This is a genomic window from Methyloversatilis discipulorum (assembly GCF_018780585.1).
Lineage (GTDB): Bacteria > Pseudomonadota > Gammaproteobacteria > Burkholderiales > Rhodocyclaceae > Methyloversatilis > Methyloversatilis discipulorum_B.
Genome location: NZ_JADMJL010000016.1, coordinates 129,896 through 147,458, shown reverse-complemented (window position 1 = coordinate 147,458; position 17,563 = coordinate 129,896). Strand labels below are relative to the sequence as shown.

Here is a 17,563-nt window from a genome sequence, read left to right as displayed (position 1 = left end):
CAAACCGGAGAAAGAAGAGGGGTTTTCCCCGGCTATTGGGTCGACTGGATTGTTACGCAGCGCAAAACGCCCTTACAAACAGGGGGCGCTCCTGTTCACACCGGCGTGCGTTACTTGCACTGTCGCACCCCAGTCCCAGGAGACTACAGATGAACGCCCCGGCCCGTGCCGCTTCAGCCAGCTCGCTTCACCCCGTTCTATGGGTGGCCGCTGTCTCGGTCACCGCCTTCAGCGCAGTCGGCATCGCCAGAATGTCCGGCTTCTTCGAGCCGGCCACGCCGGCACCGGTCATCGCGGCCGCCGCACAGACCGGCACGACGCCGGCTCCGGCGACGCAGGCGCTCGTTGCCGCCCCCGAACCGGCTCACCCGGCCGCCGCCACCGTCGCTGACAAACCCGCCGAGAAGCGCAGCGAGAAGCCGGTCGTCAAGGCCGTGGCAGCGAAGAAGGTGCATGTCGCCGACGCTGGCGAAGCAGGTACGGTCAAGGTCGCGGACCGGACCTACGACTCGGGCATCGATGTCATTCCTGCCCAGCCGCGCACTACCTACGAGCAGACGCTGCCGCGCAGCGAAGCCGAGTATCGCGCTCCGGCGCCGGTTTGCGCCGACTGCGGTCTGGTCGAATCGGTACGCGAGGTGAAGGCGCCGGCCGACCCCAGCGGTCTGGGTGCCGCCGCCGGCGGCGTGGTTGGCGGTCTGCTTGGCAACCAGGTCGGCAAGGGCAGCGGGCGCACGATCGCGACGCTGATCGGCATTGCCGGCGGCGCCTATGCCGGCCATCAGGTCGAGAAGACGCAGCGCACGTCCTCACGCTGGGAAGTCGGTGTGCGCATGGAAAACGGCGAGTACCGCACGGTCACGCTGGACGCGGAACCGGTCTGGCGCACCGGCGACAAGGTCAGGCTGCAGGGCAACCGGCTCGTAATGGCCGACTGAACACAGGTTTCCTCCTTCCTCTCTGAGGACCCCTTTCGGGCACCCGCGTGGTGCCCGTTTTTTTTGCCTGCTCGCCCGCGTGCTGTCCGACTCAGGCCGCCGTGCGGAAGCGGCTGACCTCGCCCTGCAGCTGTTCCGAGAGGCTGGCCAGCTCGCTCGCCGAACTGGCGACCGACGCTGCGGCACTGGCGTTCTCCTCGACCACCTGCACGATCTGCTCGACGCGCCGCGCCAGATCCTGGCTGGCCACGGCCTGCTCCTGCAAGCCGCCGGATACCTCGCCTATCGTGCCGGCGACCTGTCGTGCGTGCGCGTCGATGTCCAGAACCTTGGCCCGTCCCTGTTCGGCCGTCGCCAGACCCGCATGCACCCGCTGAACCGTGCTCTGCATGGTGCTCGACACCTCGGTCGCGCCGCTCTGGATGCGCGTCACCATGTCGGTGATCTCGGTGGCCGAGCGCGCCGACTGTTCGGCCAGTTTGCGCACTTCGTCGGCGACCACCGCAAAACCCCGCCCCATCTCTCCGGCGCGCGCGGCCTCGATCGCCGCATTCAGCGCCAGCAGATTGGTCTGATCGGCGACGTCACGGATCACATGGACGATACGCGTGATGTGCGCCACTTCGCTGCCCAGTTCGAGCGCACGCTGGGCGCTGCTCTCGATGCCCTCGGTCACTTCGCGGATCTGCCCCACCATGCGGCCGATGTCGCCGGCACCGTCCGCGGCGTGCTCACCGGCCACGTGCGAGGCGTCGCGTGCTTCGTTGCTCAGCTCGCTGACGTGGGTGATCGAGGTCGACAGTTCCTCCAGCGACGCGGCCATTGCAGCCGCCAGTTCCGCCTGCGAATCCGAGGCAAGCCGCACCTGCTGGGTGGCGCCCGACAGATGAGCGGCCGAGTCGCCGAGCTTGCCGGTGGCGTCGCCTATCGTGCGCACCATGCCGCGCAGCGACTGCTGCATCGACTGGACCGCGCGCAATACCTGCGCAGGCTCGCTTTCGCCCTCCGGTCGCAGATCGGTGGTCAGGTCACCGTCGGCGATCCGCCGCACCGCGGCCAAGGTGTGGCCGAGCTGGCTGGAAATGCTGCGCGTGATGATGAGCGAGACGATGATCGCCGCCACAATGAACAGGGCACCGGCGATCAGCACGGCACGCGTCAGTGCGTCGGCCGAATCTTCGAGCGCTGCGATGGCGTGGTCGTTGCGCAGTCGGACGCGCTCGCGCAGCGCCATTGACGTCTCGTTCAATGCACTTGCCGCCGGGCCGTGCGTCGAGTGCAGCAGTTCGTTCGCCTCCGTATTGCGATTGACCAGCGCCAGGGCCAGCACCTCCTGCGAAATGCCGCGGAAGGCCTGCAGGCGCTGTTCGAGCTGGGCAAACAGCGCCCGCTCGGCCTCCTCGCTGCCGGGCAAGGCGACCAGTGCACCGAGGCGCTTGACCGCCGCGTCGGTCTTGCCGACATAGTCCTCCAGCTTGACGCGTACCTTCTGGATCGCGGCGTCCTCGGTTTCGATGATGGCGCTGCGCGAATAGACGCGCACCCGCTGTACCGCGTCGTTCAGATCGGCGATCGCATCGACCTTGGGCTGGGTCAGCGCGCGGATTTCGTGCGCGCTGGCACTCATGCGCACCGACTGGATTTCGACGAAAACGGCCACCGCAATGAAGATCAGTGCGATCAAACCGAAGCCGAGCGCAAGACGGGTGGAGATTCTCAGGTTCTTCATGGAGAGTCCCTCAGGAGCTGATTGTGTGCATGAAACTCAATGAGTTAACGGCTTCCGCACACATCGCTTGAGAGAAGAATCCATTCATACGACATGCGACCGGCCAGGACCCTGTACGGCTGCTCAGTCGCTGCCCGGGTCCATGTCGTCCGGCACCGGCAGATCGCCGGGCATCTTCGGAATGTCGCCGCCGCGGGCAAAGGCGTCGTTCAGCTGGTACACGTAGGCCAGCACCTCGGCCACCGCGCGGAACAGTCGTGCCGGCACCTCCTGCTCCAGTTCGCAGTGCTTGTGCAGCGCGCGCGCCAGCGGCGGCGCCTCGACCAGCGGCACGCCATGCTCGCTGGCGACGGTACGGATGCGCAGCGCCACTTCGCCCGCCCCCTTGGCGACCACGCGCGGCGCACCGCCGCGTGCCGCGTCGTAGCGCAGTGCGACCGAGTAGTGGGTCGGGTTGGTCACCACCACGTCGGCCTTCGGCACGTTGGCCATCATCCGGCTGCGCGCCATTTCGCGCTGTTGCTGGCGGATGCGCCCCTTGACGTGCGGATCGCCTTCCTGCTCCTTGAATTCCTGGCGCGCCTCCTCCTTGGTCATCTTCAGTTCGGAGTGGTAGTGCCAGAGCTGGAAGGGCACATCGATGGCGACGATGAGCGCCATGCCGGCGACCAGCAGCAGGGTTGCCGTCATGATGAGGTCGCCGGTGGCGCCGAGCGCGACGTCGACCGGCGCACCGAACAGTGCGAACAGCTTCTCGTGGTCGCGCATGACCACCCAGGCCGCGACGCTGCCCACCAGTGTCGCCTTGCCGATGCTCTTGCCCAGCTCGACCGCCGCCGTGGACGAGAACATGCGCTTCAGACCGGCGGCCGGATTCAGTTTCGAGAATTTCGGTTCGAGTGCCTTCGGCGCGAAATTCCAGCCCGCCATCAGGAAGGGCGACACGAAGGCGGCCAGCATCAGTGCGATGAACAGCGGCGCCAGCATCAGCAGGGCATCGGTAGAGCGCTCGATCAGCAGCGCGAACATCGCCGCCGGGTCGAAGATGGCGCGCCGGTCTATGGTCAGACCGTCGCGCAGCAGATCGGCGCTGCGCGGCCACATCCAGCCGGCGAGCGCAGACATGCCGGCGACCCCGGTGATGGTGACGAGAAAGGTCGCCAGTTCGCGCGAATTGGGCACCTGCCCTTCTTCGCGCGCCTTCTCCAGTCGCCGCTGTGACGCTGGTTCTGTCTTTTCGAGATCGCTTTCTTCTGCCACGTGCGCAGACCCGGTTCGGCAATGCGCAGGATGATGCGCCGCGGCGACCGGCGGCAATCGGCGGAACAGCGGCCGAAGATCACCCCATCTGCGGCCTCGGCCGGGTCAGCCGTGGAAGGAATGGTATGAGAGGTGGACGGCAGGAAATGGCAGCCCGGAGACCGCACAGCCCGCCCTGCAGTGCGCGCCGGACGCAAGGCCCGCCGGCGGCAGCGGACTCAGGTCGAGCCGCGCAAGCCCTGACGCAAGGAGGTCTGCAGCGCCGACGTTTCGCGATGCAGCGCCATCAGGCGCTCGGACAGCGCAAGCAGATAGTCCTCCATCATGCGCGACAGCTCGCGCACCGACTGGTTGGGTGAGCCCGCCATCGCCCGGCTGGCGTCGATGCGCACCTGCAGGTCGCGCAGAACCGCCTGCTTGTCCGGTGGGCAGGTGTTGATGAATTGTTCGATCACGCGCCGTCGCTCCGCGAAATAGGTCTGGGGATCTGAATGGGCCAGTTCCTTCCAGACGTCAAAATCGAAGTCCTGCTCAGGATTTTTCGACACTCGGTGTCCTCGCCTGCATCAATCGTGCTTCGGCGATTGGAACAGACAGTGATCGATCTCAGCGCGGCAGCGTTTCACGCGCCGCAACCAGGCGTGCCGCCTGCTCGACGCCCTGATAGGCGAGCTGACCCGACAGGTCCGGGCACAGCGCGTCGGTATTGACCATGTCGAGCGTGGTCTGCACCCAGGCGCGCACTTCCTGCGCACGCATGAAGAGGCCTCGTGCGTCGGCATCTGCGGCCTCGCCGGCGAGATTCATCGCGGTCACCATCGCCTCGTTGCCGAGCGTTTCGATCGCATCCATCAAACGCATGATTTCCGCGTGATGGGCCTGGATGCTGGCCGCAGGCAGCATCGCGGCGGCGGGGAACGGCGACGAAATCGGCTGGATCAGGGTAGCTTCGGCCATGGTTTGACTCCCTCGGTAGCGATCGGCGAAGTGCCGGGTATGCTTTCTTATCGACCCTCGAACTGAAGTCTTTAGGGGCAGAGAGATTGCGAGGCAGACAGCCCTGAAACCCAGGCTGGAAAAGGAAAAGAGCCCGCCCGGACCAGGCCCGGGCGGGCTTCTTGAAACAGCGTTGAAACAGTGGTCGTCAGGCGGCGCGGGCGACGTGACCGATCAGGCTGGAACGCGACACCCCGCGCGTATCGCCCATCGAGCCCAGCAGCTCCTTCATGTCGAGGATCAGCACGATCTGGCCGTTCGACAGCGTGGTCACACCGGCCACGCCCTTCGGACGGAAGTCGTCCAGGCTCTTGATCACCGCGTCCTCGCGGCCGGCGAAGTTGTCGATCGCCAGGATGAAGGACGACTCGGCAGACTGCATCAGCACGCCGTACTGCGGATGATTCTTCTGCGGCCAGCCGAGCAGGCGGGCCAGCGGCAGCACCGGCATCACTTCGCCGCGCACCACCATGGTGGCGCGACCGCCGACTTCCTGGATGTCTTCGTGCTGGATCGGCAGGATTTCGCGCACCATCGACAGCGGCACCGCGAAGTGCTGTTCGGCCAGACGCACCAGCAGCACCGGCAGTATGGCCAGCGTCAGCGGCAGCGAGATGACGAAGGTCGTGCCCTTGCCCTGCACCGAGCGGATTTCGATCGAACCGTTCAGCTTCTGGATATTGGTCTTCACCACGTCCATGCCGACACCGCGGCCGGACACGTCGGATACCGTCGCTGCGGTCGAGAAGCCGGGCAGGAACACCAGGTTCAGGCTCGAACGCTCGTCCAGCGTGTTCGCTTCCTCGTCGGTGATCAGACCCTTTTCAAGCGCCTTGGCACGCAGGCGCTCGGCGTTCATGCCGCGGCCGTCGTCGGCCACCATGATGACGATGTGATCGCCCTCCTGGCGCGCTTCGAGGCGCACGACCGACTTGCCCGGCTTGCCCTGGGCCATGCGCTCGTCCGGCGTCTCGACGCCGTGATCGACCGCGTTGCGGATCAGGTGGATGATGGGATCGGACAGATCCTCGATCATCGTCTTGTCGATTTCGGTCTCTTCGCCGACCAGCGCCAGTTCGACGTCCTTGCCCAGATTGCGGGCGAGATCGCGGGCGATGCGCGGGTACTTCTGGAACAGGCGGCCGATCGGCTGCATGCGGGTCTTCATCACCGCGTTCTGCAGGTCCGACACCAGCAGGTCGAGCTGGCTCACCGCGGCGTCGAGTGCGTGCAGCGTGTCGCTGTCGCTCTTGCCGGCCAGGATGTCGGCGCGCAGCGAGGTCAGGCGGTTCTTGGTCAGGCCGATCTCGCCCGACAGGTTCAGCACCTGGTCCAGACGCGAGGTATCGACGCGGATCGAGTTGTCGCGGCCCTTCTCGGCGTCGCGGCGGCCGCTCGGGGCGGGTGCGCCCGGACGGTCGCCGGCGCGGCGACCGAAAGCGGCGTTGACCACGGCGGCCACTTCACCGTCGTTGGCAGAACGGGCTGCAGCCGGTTCGGGCACCGCCTGCGGGGCGGACGGCACGACGCCGGTCACGGCCTGATGCAGCGCCACCCAGTCCGGCTCGGCGCCCACCGGGGCCGGCGCAGCAGTTGCGACCGGCTTCGCCACCGGTGCGGCCGGTGCGGCAGCCTTGGCCGGCTCGGCGGTCAGTTCGCCGGCCAGCGCGGCGCGCAGGCGGGCCATCAGGTCGGGATCGGCTGCAGTGGGCTGCATGCCGCGTTCCAGCGCGCCGAACATGTCGCGCACGATGCCGGTGGCGTCGAGAATGACGTCCATCAGCACCGGCGTCACGTTCATTTCGCCGTTGCGCAGCTTGTCGAAAAGATTCTCGGTCAGGTGACAGAGGGCGACCAGTTCGGCGGCGTTCAGGAAGCCGGCACCGCCCTTGATGGTGTGGAAACCGCGGAAGATCTCGTTCAGCAGGCCGCGGTCGCCCGGGGTCTTTTCGAGATCGACCAGCTTGTTGTCCACGCCGGACAGCAGGTCGGTTGCCTCGACCAGAAAGTCCTGCAGCAGATCTTCCATTCCCTGAAAGTCACTCATCTTTCGCTCCTGTGGCGACCGGATCGTCGATCCGTCCGCCCAACTGCACCTGTTGTCACGGTCCGGCAGAAACGGCGTTCTGCCTCACCGACCTTGTTGTGCGTCCATCCTTCGCCAGTCTCAGAAGCCGAGGCTTTCGAGCAGGTCGTCGACCTGTTCCTGGCTGGTCACCACGTCGCCGCGGCCTTCCGAATTGATGACCGGTCCGTTGAGCAGGCCTTCCGGCGCTGCGGCGCGCTTCTCCGCCGGCATGGCTTCGATCAGCACCTGCAGCAGACCGCTCTCCAGCTGTTGCGACATTTCTACGATTTTCTTGATGACCTGACCGGTCAGATCCTGAAAATCCTGGGCCATCATGATTTCGTTCAACTGTGCGCGCGTGTCGCGGGCGAAGCCCGGCACGTCGCCGAGGAAGCCGCGGGTTTCGGTCGCCAGCGCCTTGAACTCATCCACCGACAGTTCGTTGCGGTACAGCTTTTCCCAGCGATCGTGCAGCGCACTGGAGCGCTTCTCGACGTCGTCCTGCAGCGGGATCGCCACGTCGGTCGCGTTGAGCACGCGGCTCGCCGCGTTCTCGGTCATCTGGGCGACGTAGTTCAGGCGGCTGCGGGCATCCGGCATCTGCTGCGCCACATCCTCCAGCGCATGGTCGTAGCCGAGCTGGCGCAGCGTGTCGTGCAGCTGGCGGGCGAGATGTCCGACCTTGTTGAACACGTTCTCGCAGCTGTGTTCGAGTTCATGGGACTCGTCGACACCGTGCGAGGTGGTGTATTCGGTCGCTACGGTGTCGAACAGCGCCTCCAGGTCGGCAGAGTCGCCGCCGACGCTGTTCACCGCCTCGGGTACGACTTCGAGACGCACCTTCTGCGGCGTCTCGCTGGCAATGCTGTCGAACAGGGCCTGCAGATCGTCGGAATCGCCAGTTTCGTCAAGCTTCAGCTTCTTCACGGTTTCCTCTCCCGATGCAGGCTCAAGCGGCCTTCTGGTTCATCTTCTCGAAAATCTTGTTCAGCTTTTCGCTCATCGTGCCGGCGGTGAAGGGCTTCACGATGTAGCCCGACGCGCCGGCCTGGGCGGCCTCGATGATGTTTTCCTTCTTCGCCTCGGCCGTGATCATGAGCACCGGCAGGGCCTTCAGCGCGGCATCGGCGCGGATGGCACGCAGCAACTCGATGCCGGTCATGTTCGGCATGTTCCAGTCGGTCACCACGAAGTCGAATTCGCTGGCCTTGAGCTTCTGCAGCGCAATCACGCCGTCCTCGGCCTCGTCGACATTGGTGAACCCGAGTTCCTTCAGCAGGTTGCGCACAATGCGGCGCATGGTCGAGAAGTCATCGACAACGAGAAATTTCATCTTGGGATCAGACATGGGGCCTACCTCTCTCAGGCTTTATGTGTTGCCAGCAGCGGACGCAGCGTGTCGGCCAGCACTTCGGCATCGAACTTCGCCACGTATGCGTCCACCCCGACGCTCTTGCCCATCGCACGGTTGGCTTCCGACGACAGCGACGAGTGCATTACTACCGGTATGTCGGCAAAACGAGGGTCATTCTTGATATTGCGGGTCAGCACGTAGCCGTCCATCTCGGGCATTTCGGCGTCGACCAGGATGAGGTCGATCTCGTCGGTCAGCGGGATGCCGGTGGCCGACGAATGCGCGGCCATGCCCTGCAACCGGGACCAGGCCTCGGCGCCGTTGGTGGCGTGCTTGTGACGGATGTTCAGCTTGTCCAGCACTTCGGCGATCTTCTTGCGGGCGACCGCCGAGTCATCGACGAAGAACACGTTCGGTTCGTAATTGCCGCCCAGCGGCGGAATGTCGGAAATCGCCGCTTCGCCGAAGGTGCCGGCCATGATGCTTTCGACGTCCAGGATGGACACCAGGCGACCGTCGTCCAGTTCGGTGATGGCGGTGATGTAGAGCTGTTCGCTGGTCACCACGGACTCAGGCGCGCGTACGCGGTCCCAGTCGACGCGGATGATGCGATCGACCTCGTGCACCAGGAAGCCCAGCGTGCGCTTGCTGTACTCGGTCACCATCATGGCGCCGCCCATGCCTTCGGGTGCTCCGTCCAGATTCATGATGCGCGCCAGCGACAGCACCGGAATCACGTTGCCGCGCAGCGAAATGAGGCCCTCGACGCCGCCCGGCATATTGGGTGTCGGCGTTACGGTCGGGGTGCGGCTGACTTCACGCACCTTGAACACATTGATGCCGAACAGCTCGTGCGTGCCGAGCGAGAACAGCAGGATTTCCATCTTGTTCGAACCTGCCAGCTTGGTGCGGGCATCGACTTGTTCGAGCAGGTTCTGATCGGTTCTGTCCATCGTCTGTCTCCAGTCTCGTTCAGGCGGCGGCACGGTCGCCACCGTTGCCGCGGCGGATCAGGCGGCTGATCGTTTCCGCCAGACGCTGCGCCTCGAACTTCGATACGTATTCGTCGACGCCGACCGAGCGGCCCAGCTGCTGGTTGGAACCGGAGGACAGCGAGGAATGCATCACGACCGGGATGCCGGCGAAGCGCGGATCGGCCTTGATGTGCTTGGTCAGGATGTAGCCGTCCATTTCCGGCATCTCGACGTCGGTCAGGATCATGCTCACCAGATCACCGACCTTGCGGCCGCTGGCATCGGCGTAGGAGGCAATCTTCTTCAGTTCGGTCCACATCTGCGCGCCGTTGATCGCGCTGACGTAGCGCACGCCCATCAGGTCCAGCGTGCGCGTGATCTGGTTGCGGGCGACCGGGGAATCGTCGCAGAAGAAAACGGTGGCGCCTTCGATACCCAGCGGCTCGATGTCCTTGAACGCCAGGTCGTTGTCGATGTCCGCGGTTTCCGACAGGATCTTCTCGACGTCCAGCATCATCACCAGACGGCCGTCGGCCAGTTCGGTGACGGCGGTCACCAGGCCACCGAGATTGGCGGTCAGCATGGCCGGCGGCACGCGCATCTGCGACCAGTCCAGGCGCAGGATGGTATCGACCGATTCGACCAGGAAGCCCTGGGTGTGACCGTTGTATTCGGTCACGATCATCACGTCGCGCGGCGTTTCGCTGGGGAACTGGGCGAACTTGGCCAGATCGACCACCGGCACCAGCGCGCCACGCAGGCTCACCATGCCTTCGACGGCCGGCGGCATTTCAGGCGCCGCGGTCACCCCCGGCGTACGCATGACCTCGCGCACCTTGAACACATTGATGCCGAAGGTTTCGCGCTTGCCCGTTCGCGTATCGACGCCGAGCGAGAACATCAGGATTTCGAGCTTGTTGGTACCCGCGAGCTTGGTGCGGGCATCGATATTCTTGAGCAACTCTGACATGTCGGCCTCGTCTGTCTGGTCAGTGGCACGAAAAAAGCGGGGGTGATGCTGGGTTTACGGCAGGGGTCGGAAAGTCTTGAACGCAAGGTGACGATGCGGTGACGGGCACGCCGACGGTCAATCCCAGTCGGCGCGCAGCCCTGCCTCACCCATCGACGACCGACGAGAACTTGCTGACCGCCTGTACGACCTCACGCGCACCGTTGCTGATGCGTTTGATCGCCTGTCCGGCGCTACCCGCCAGTTCGACGCCGCTGCCGGCTTTCACCAGGCTGGATTCCATGCTCACGATGGCGCTGCGCGTGCCATCCTGTATGCGCTGCACCATGCCGCCAATTTCGGCCGTGGACAGGCTGGTCCGCTCGGCCAGCTTGCGCACCTCGTCAGCCACCACGGCAAAGCCGCGGCCCTGCTCGCCGGCGCGAGCCGCTTCGATGGCGGCGTTGAGCGCCAGCAGATTGGTCTGGTCGGCGATCTCGCGGATGGTCTTGACGATGCTGGTGATCTGGTCCGATTGCTTGCCCAGTTCCCCCACCCGCTCTGAAGTGAGCTGTACAGTTTCCGCAATGGCCTGCATTTCGGAGGATGCCCGCTCGATGATGGCCGCGCCCTCGGTCGCGATGGCATCGGTTTCGGTGGACACACGCCAGGCAACGCGCGCGCTCTCCTGCTCCGCCAGTTGCTGCACCTTCTTTTCGGTAACGTCGACAGCGAATTTCACCACCTTGTAAAGCTTGCCGTTCGGATCGAACACCGGGTTGTAGCTGGCCTCCAGCCATACTTCACGACCATCACGCGTGACACGCCTGAAGTCGCCTGCGACGAACTCGCCGGCGTTCAGACGCTGCCAGAAGGCCGCGTACTCGGGTGATTCCGTCAGCTCTGCCGCGCAGAAAATGCGGTGGTGGCGGCCGACGATCTCCTCCTTGGTGTACCCGACGGTCTTGAGGAAGTTGGCATTGGCGTCGAGGATGGTGCCGTCGGGGGTGAAAGAAATGACTGCCATCGAACGATTGATCGCGTTGAGCAAGGCAGTGGCTTCGCTCTCGGCCCGCACCTTGTCGGTGATGTCGCTGGCCACCTTGACCACCTTCACCACCCGGCCGTCGGCGCCCAGCACGGGGTTGTAGCTGGCTTCCAGCCAGATTTCACGACCGTCGCGGGCGACCCGCGGAAAGCGGCCGGACACGAAATCACCTCGCGCCAGGCGGGCCCACATGTCGGAATAGGACTTCGACGAGGCATAAGAGGGCTGACAGAAGCTCCGGTGGTGCATGCCCGGAAGCTCGGACGCTGCATAGCCCATCACACGGGCGAAGTTGGCGTTCGCTCCGATCACCTTGCCGTCCGGTTCGAACTCGATGATGGCCATCGAGCGGTCAATGGCGTCGATCAGTGCTTTCGCCGCAGCCGCCCGTATTTCACATTCACCGAGACGCGCTTCAAGTTGCCTGCCTTTGTTCCCGAACATGTTCTTTTCTCCCCTGTCGTCTCCAGCATGCTGGACGTATGAAGTTGCCCGGGCTCACCGGACACGGTCGGCGCAGAGCTGCGATCGCAAGGGAATAACGCCCTCAGGGTGTAAGACTTAAGTTATATCCCTGCTCGAAGTAAGGAAATTTCACGGTACCTGTCGGGCACGCACCTCGGAAAGCAGAAAAGCCCGTACCGGCAAGCCGGCACGGGCTTTTCGCGATGTTGCGATGCGCTCAGACGCGGAAGCGTGCGCCCGCCTCTTCGAGCCCCATCGCCAGTGCGCGCAGGTGCTGCGCCTCGCTGGCCATGGCGGTGATGGCCGAGCTGTTCTCTTCGCTCATCTGCGCGATCTGCTCGACCGAGCGCGCCACGTCGTGGCTGGCGATGGTCTGTTCGCTGACCGATTCGGCGATGCCGGAAATGCCCTGCGAAGTCGAGGCCGCCGCGTCGGCCGCACGACCGAGCGCGCCGACGACCTGCGACAGCTGGTTACGGGAATTGTCGATCGCCTGCACGCCACGGCGCACCACGCTCTCGACGCCGCCGGCGCGGGCGTCGAGCGCGCGCGTCACTTCGTCGATCTGCTGTGCCGACACCGCCGACTTCTCGGCCAGCTTGCGCACCTCGTCGGCCACGACCGCGAAGCCGCGGCCCTGCTCGCCGGCCCGCGCCGCCTCGATGGCCGCGTTCAACGCCAGCAGATTGGTCTGTTCGGCGATGTCCTTCACCTGACGGGTCATGTCGCCGATGGCACGGGTGCTTTCGATGAAGGCGCCGGCCGCCTGCGAAATCTCGCCCACCACGTGGCCGACCGCATCCAGTTCATGACTTACAGCGTCGATCGCATGGTGGCCCTGGGCCGCTTCTTCGCGGCTCGATTCGGCGTGGCGGCGCATTTCCGCCGCACTGTCGGACACGCTGTTGATCGACACCGACAGTTCCTCGATCGTGGCTGCCATGGCGGACGCCGACTGGCTCTGGCCGGCCGAGGCCTCGCTGATCTGCTGGGTTGCACTGGCCAGCGCCATCGTGACCTGGCTGACCTCACCGGCCGACGACTTCACGCGGGCGATCAGACCGGACAGGCTGTCGGCCATGCTGTTGAAACTGTTGGCGATGTCGCCGAACTCGTCCTGGCTGGCGACCCGGATGCGCGCCGTCAGATCGCCTTCGGCCAGACGACGGCCACCGTCTATCGTGTGGCCGATCGCATCCTTCAGCGACGCGTACAAGCCGAGCGCCAGATAGACCGACAGCAGCAGGCCGGCGGCGAGCAGCACGCAGGTGAGCACCAGTTCGCGCATCAGGTTCGCCGCATGCTGCGAGATGCCCTTGTCGGCAGCGTCGAGCAGGACCGTCATGGCCCTGACCGAGGCCTCCACCGGCACCGACGCGCGGGCGAACACCTCGGACGGCGGCAGATCGAAGCGCTGCGCCTTGACCGCGTCATCGATCATCGACGACGTCGTCTCGAAGGCGGCGCGCAGCTTGTCATATTCGGCCGAGAACGCCGGCGCCTCACTTGCGGCGAAGGCCTGCACCCGTTCGCTCACCCGCTGCATGGCATGGATGCGTCCGGCCGCAAGCTGGCGCAGCGAAGCGAGTTCGACCACCTCGTCCGGCGTCACCGTGGTGCGCGCACTGATCGACGCGGCGCGCCCGCGCAGCTTGCCGAGGTACTCGATGGTGTACGGGGCAACGTTCACGGCTGCTTCCAGCAGCGTGTAGGTGTCGGAGTAGGGGTCGAAGCTCAGACCTGAACGGTCAGCCACGGTGCGGAAGTCATTCAGCAGCGTGTCAACCAGGGCGGAATGCCGATTGAAATTATCGCGCCCGGTCGAACCGGTCATCTGCTGACGCACCTTCCCCCACTCAGCCGAGAGGCGCTCGATGCTCTCCCGCTGCCCGAGTGCGTCGGGGTGCGCCGTATCGAGCGCCTTCAGCGCGTCGATGCCCCGCGCAACATCGGCTGCCTTGGCCTCGACCTTGGCGGCCTGCGACGCATCCCCGTTCAGCATCGCCGACGAGAGGCCACGGTGCTGCTGGATGGCGCTCATCGTGGTCAACAGCGCACGCACGTACTGCGCGCCCACATGTTCGCGCTCCATCCTGCGCAGACTGTCGAGCCGGGACATCGCCACAGTGGTGGCCAGCGCTGCCAACGTGGCAAGCAGGATGCCCATCACGAGCATCATCTTCGGAGCGAACCGCAGGCGCGACATCAGGGCGCGGGCGGGGAAAAGCAGGGCGTTCATGGTTTCTCCTCGGTCGGCCGGGGCGCGCGGCACTGCGTGCATTGGCCGGATACGGTGTCGAGGCGGGCTCCCCGGGGTCGACACCCCTTCACGACCCGCCTGAGTCAGTTACGGCAGCGTGATACCCGGGTTGAGGGGACTTTCTGCAATGCAGCATTCATTTGACGTGAATCAAATGCAACGGGGCGCCCGCAGGCGCCCCGTCGTCCTTACCGCGTGCCGGCGGCGGTTCAGGCCGCGTAGCCGATGCGGAAGCCGCCCCATTGCCGACCGCCGACGAAGATCGGAGCCGAAATGTCGTGCACCACCTCGCCGGTGTCGCGGCGATAGGTCTGGATCAGGAAAGGCTGGCTGTGCGCACCGCAGCGACGTCCGACCGGGTCGTCGAAGATGCGCTTGGTGCGGTTGCCGGCGATGTCCTTCTTCTCGTCGCCGGTCAGCGGCTGCGAGAAGCGCTTGTTGTGCGTCGGGAAATAGCCCTTGCGGTCGACCGCACCGGCGTAGATCAGGCCGGCGTGCCGATCGAGCAGCGGTTCCTGGATCGCCGGGAAGAGTCGGTCCGTCAGCGCGTCGAACTTGGTGCTGTACTTGGTCGGCTTGGTACCGGCGATGGGCTGGTAGTTCTCGTCGAACAGGTCTTCCATCCTGATTTCGCCGCGCTTGACCGCCGCCTCCAGACAGGCACCGATCCGCTGCGCCGCATCGGCCACGATGTCCGGCATGCGGGCATGCGCAGCCACAGCCTGTTCGCCGTAGCTGCCGAGACGGAACACCTGCGACAGCTCGGCCAGATTGCTCGACAGCACGTCCAGCCGCGACGCCTCAGCGGCGGTCGAACTGGACACCTCGCGATTCGATTCCGCCATCGCGAAAATGCGCTGCACGTGCTGCTCGACCTGTTCGCCCAGCGCCCGGTTCTGACGCATGGCTTCGACCGTACCGCCCACGCGCTCCAGCGTCGCGTCGGCACATTCGCGGATGCTTTCCAGCGTGGCCACCGCCTCGCTGGTCAGGTCGGCGCCGGTGCGCGCCTCGACCGCGCTGGCGCGGATGACCGACGCAGCGTCGGCGGTTTCGCGCTGCACGGCGGAAATCATCGAATGGATCTGACCGGTGGACGCCGCCGTGCGCTCGGCCAGCTTGCGCACCTCGTCGGCCACGACCGCGAAGCCGCGGCCCTGTTCGCCGGCACGTGCCGCCTCAATGGCCGCGTTCAGCGCCAGCAGATTGGTCTGGTCGGCGATCTCGCGGATCACCTGCACGACCGAGCCGATCTCCTCCGAGCGCTTGCCCAGATGTTCGATCTGGCGCGCGCTTTCGGACACGCTGCCGGCAACGCGCGCCATCTCCTCGGCGACGCGACTGACCACCTGCGCGCCCTTCTGCGACAGCTCGCGCGATCGGGTCGCATCGTCGACGGTGCCGGCGGCCGCTTCGGTCGCCGTCTCCATGCTCATCTTCATGTTGCCGACGTCGCCGCTGGCGGCCTGCGAGGCAGCGCATTGCTGCTCGGCCGAGCCGGCGACGCGCTCCGCCCCCTTGCCGAGGCCGCTGCAGGTGTCCTGCAGGCGCTGCGAGGTGAACAGCATCTTGGCCATCGCCGCGCTGAACTCGGTGACCAGGCGGTTGTAGCTCTCTGCCAGTCGCGGCAGCGCACCGCCGCCACGCGCGTCGAGACGATAGGTGAGATCGCCCGACATGCGGGCTTGTTCGAGACCGGCGACCATGGTTTCGAGCGGACGCTCGAACATCAGGACGGCCGTTGTGCGTGCAATGAAAGCCCCCGTCGCGGCCAGGGCCGCGGCAATCAGTGCGCCGCTCAGGGTGAAGGCCGATGCGCTGTACGCGTAAAGGCCGAGGTGGGTGATCAGCAGTGCGGAAAAAAGGCCCAGCCAGGGCAAAATGCTGCGCGTCGCTGCGCGCTTGCTTGTTGTCATCGTTCCTCTCCTGTCCGGTAAGGGTCTTTCCGCGTCGCGCAAGCCCCATCGCCCGCGCGGCATGGTCGGACCCTGGGCATCGTGTGCCTGTCCGTGGTGAAGAGAGTTACGACCTGAAGCGTCCGAACTTGAGACGCTTGGCGTGGCAAGGCCTCGGCTAAGGTCCGGCCAGCCTCAGGTGATGGTGAACAGCTTCTGGAAATTGGCGACCTCGATGACCTGGCGTACCGGCGCACTGCAGTTCACGAGCCGCACCACGCAATGGGCGGCGCGTGCCTTGTCGCGCAGCATCAGCAGCATGCCCAGGGCCGAGCTGTCGAGATAGGTCACCGCAGAGAGGTCGATTTCCAGCGTGTCGATGGCGTCGCCCGCCATCATGCGCTCGGTGGTTTCACGGAATGCGCGATGCGAAGAGAAGTCGAAGCGGCCACCCAGCGAGATGCGGGCAAGTCGGTCGATGACGGAGGTGCGGATTTCCATGCGTGGTCTTGATCAGTGAGTGGTTGAATGAACGACGCGGCGACGGCTCATCCGTGAGCCGCGAGCCGGCGCCCGCCCTGCAATGCGGCGACGATGCGCTCGGCCACCTGGGTCAGTGGCGCCACCTCGCAGCAGGCGCCGATCTGCGCTGCCTCGCGCGGCATGCCATATACGACGCAGCTTTCCTGGTCCTGCCCTATGGTCCATGCGCCAGCGCGGCGCATGGCCAGCATGCCCTGCGCGCCGTCCTTGCCCATGCCGGTCAGCAAGGCGGCGACCGCACTGCCGCGAGCGTGCTGGGCAGCCGAATTGAACAGCACGTCCACCGCCGGCCGGTGCCTGTTGTAGGGCGGCGTCTGCAGCAGTTCGCAGACATAGCCGGTGCCACTGCGGCGGATTTCCAGATGCGAATGCCCGGGCGCCAGATAGGCATGGCCGGGCAGGATGCGCTCGCCCTGCTCCGCCTCCTTGACGCGGACACGGGCCAGCGAATCGAGGCGGCGGGCGAAGCTCGCGGTAAACATTTCAGGCATGTGCTGCACCATCACGATGCCCGGCATGTTCGCCGGCAGGCGGCACAGCACTTCCTTGATCGCTTCGGTGCCACCGGTGGAGGCGCCGATGCAGACGATGCGGTCGCCCCAGGCCGAGGTCGCGGCGGGCGCTGGCCGGGCAGCAGCAGCGGGCGCGGGCTCGGCCGGCGCGGCACGCAGCACTTTCAGTCGCGCGCCGTAGGCCGCGCGGATCTTTTCGTGTATTTCCTGCGCGTAGCTGACCGGCAGCCCGGCAAGCGATCCGCGCGGTTTGGCCACGTAGTCGACGGCGCCCAGTTCAAGCGCCTGCAGCGTCGTTTCCGATCCCTGCGCGGTCTGGCTCGAAATCATGATGACCGGCATCGGGCGCAGCCGCATCACCTTGTCGAGGAATTCCAGCCCGTTCATGTTCGGCATTTCGACGTCCAGCGTGAGCACGTCGGGCGACGTTTCCTTCACCTTCTGCCGGGCCACCGCCGCGTCGGGCGCCGTGCCGACGACTTCCATGTCGGGCGCCTGATTGATGATCTCGGTCAGCACCGCCCGCATCACCGCGGAATCGTCGACCACCAGAACCCTGATCTTCATTCCAT

General features: G+C 65.5%; 15 protein-coding genes. 1 reads left to right on the top strand and 14 read right to left on the bottom strand.

The genetic code is table 11. From position 1 onward, the window contains the following. The first annotated feature begins 149 nt into the window (after positions 1–149). Entirely contained in the window at positions 150–938 is a 789-nt protein-coding gene (locus IV112_RS06720; RefSeq protein WP_304002128.1) for a glycine zipper 2TM domain-containing protein, read from the top strand. A gap of 91 nt (positions 939–1,029) precedes the next feature. Here IV112_RS06720 and IV112_RS06715 read toward each other — a convergent pair whose 3' ends face one another. The 14 genes from IV112_RS06715 to IV112_RS06650 form a co-directional block, all read right to left on the bottom strand. Next, on the bottom strand, positions 1,030–2,667 hold the full coding sequence (locus IV112_RS06715) for a methyl-accepting chemotaxis protein (protein WP_304002126.1): 1,638 nt from the start codon (positions 2,665–2,667) through the stop codon (positions 1,030–1,032). A 123-nt stretch (positions 2,668–2,790) separates the two neighbouring features. Then, positions 2,791–3,927, bottom strand: coding sequence for a flagellar biosynthesis protein FlhB (gene flhB, locus IV112_RS06710; RefSeq protein WP_304002124.1), 1,137 nt, complete (start codon positions 3,925–3,927; stop codon positions 2,791–2,793). A 218-nt stretch (positions 3,928–4,145) separates the two neighbouring features. After that, on the bottom strand, positions 4,146–4,475 hold the full coding sequence (locus IV112_RS06705; protein WP_020165465.1) for a DUF3135 domain-containing protein: 330 nt from the start codon (positions 4,473–4,475) through the stop codon (positions 4,146–4,148). A gap of 58 nt (positions 4,476–4,533) precedes the next feature. Next, positions 4,534–4,884, bottom strand: coding sequence for a hypothetical protein (locus IV112_RS06700; protein WP_304002122.1), 351 nt, complete (start codon positions 4,882–4,884; stop codon positions 4,534–4,536). A 187-nt stretch (positions 4,885–5,071) separates the two neighbouring features. After that, on the bottom strand, positions 5,072–6,952 hold the full coding sequence (locus IV112_RS06695; RefSeq protein ID WP_020165467.1) for a chemotaxis protein CheA: 1,881 nt from the start codon (positions 6,950–6,952) through the stop codon (positions 5,072–5,074). Between the two features lie 138 nt (positions 6,953–7,090). Next, the gene (gene cheZ / locus IV112_RS06690) at positions 7,091–7,918 is read right to left on the bottom strand and encodes a protein phosphatase CheZ (RefSeq protein WP_304002119.1); all 828 of its coding nucleotides are present in this window, start codon (positions 7,916–7,918) and stop codon (positions 7,091–7,093) included. 22 nt (positions 7,919–7,940) lie between these two features. Continuing rightward, positions 7,941–8,339, bottom strand: a complete 399-nt coding sequence (gene cheY, locus IV112_RS06685; RefSeq protein ID WP_304002117.1) for a chemotaxis response regulator CheY — start codon at positions 8,337–8,339, stop codon at positions 7,941–7,943. 14 nt (positions 8,340–8,353) lie between these two features. Beyond that, positions 8,354–9,298 carry a chemotaxis protein gene (locus tag IV112_RS06680; RefSeq protein WP_304002115.1) on the bottom strand — a complete coding sequence of 315 codons (945 nt, stop codon included), beginning with the start codon at positions 9,296–9,298 and terminating at the stop codon, positions 8,354–8,356. 19 nt (positions 9,299–9,317) lie between these two features. Beyond that, positions 9,318–10,289, bottom strand: coding sequence for a chemotaxis protein (locus IV112_RS06675; protein WP_019917279.1), 972 nt, complete (start codon positions 10,287–10,289; stop codon positions 9,318–9,320). Positions 10,290–10,434: 145 nt separating this feature from the next. Beyond that, entirely contained in the window at positions 10,435–11,760 is a 1,326-nt protein-coding gene (locus tag IV112_RS06670) for a methyl-accepting chemotaxis protein (RefSeq protein ID WP_304002112.1), read from the bottom strand. 238 nt (positions 11,761–11,998) lie between these two features. Next, on the bottom strand, positions 11,999–14,020 hold the full coding sequence (locus IV112_RS06665; RefSeq protein ID WP_304002110.1) for a methyl-accepting chemotaxis protein: 2,022 nt from the start codon (positions 14,018–14,020) through the stop codon (positions 11,999–12,001). A 230-nt stretch (positions 14,021–14,250) separates the two neighbouring features. Then, positions 14,251–15,957, bottom strand: a complete 1,707-nt coding sequence (locus IV112_RS06660) for a methyl-accepting chemotaxis protein (RefSeq protein WP_020165473.1) — start codon at positions 15,955–15,957, stop codon at positions 14,251–14,253. 174 nt (positions 15,958–16,131) lie between these two features. Continuing rightward, positions 16,132–16,437 carry an STAS domain-containing protein gene (locus tag IV112_RS06655; protein WP_020165474.1) on the bottom strand — a complete coding sequence of 102 codons (306 nt, stop codon included), beginning with the start codon at positions 16,435–16,437 and terminating at the stop codon, positions 16,132–16,134. A gap of 47 nt (positions 16,438–16,484) precedes the next feature. Further along, positions 16,485–17,558, bottom strand: a complete 1,074-nt coding sequence (locus tag IV112_RS06650) for a protein-glutamate methylesterase/protein-glutamine glutaminase (protein WP_296812816.1) — start codon at positions 17,556–17,558, stop codon at positions 16,485–16,487. Between the last annotated feature and the right edge of the window lie 5 nt (positions 17,559–17,563).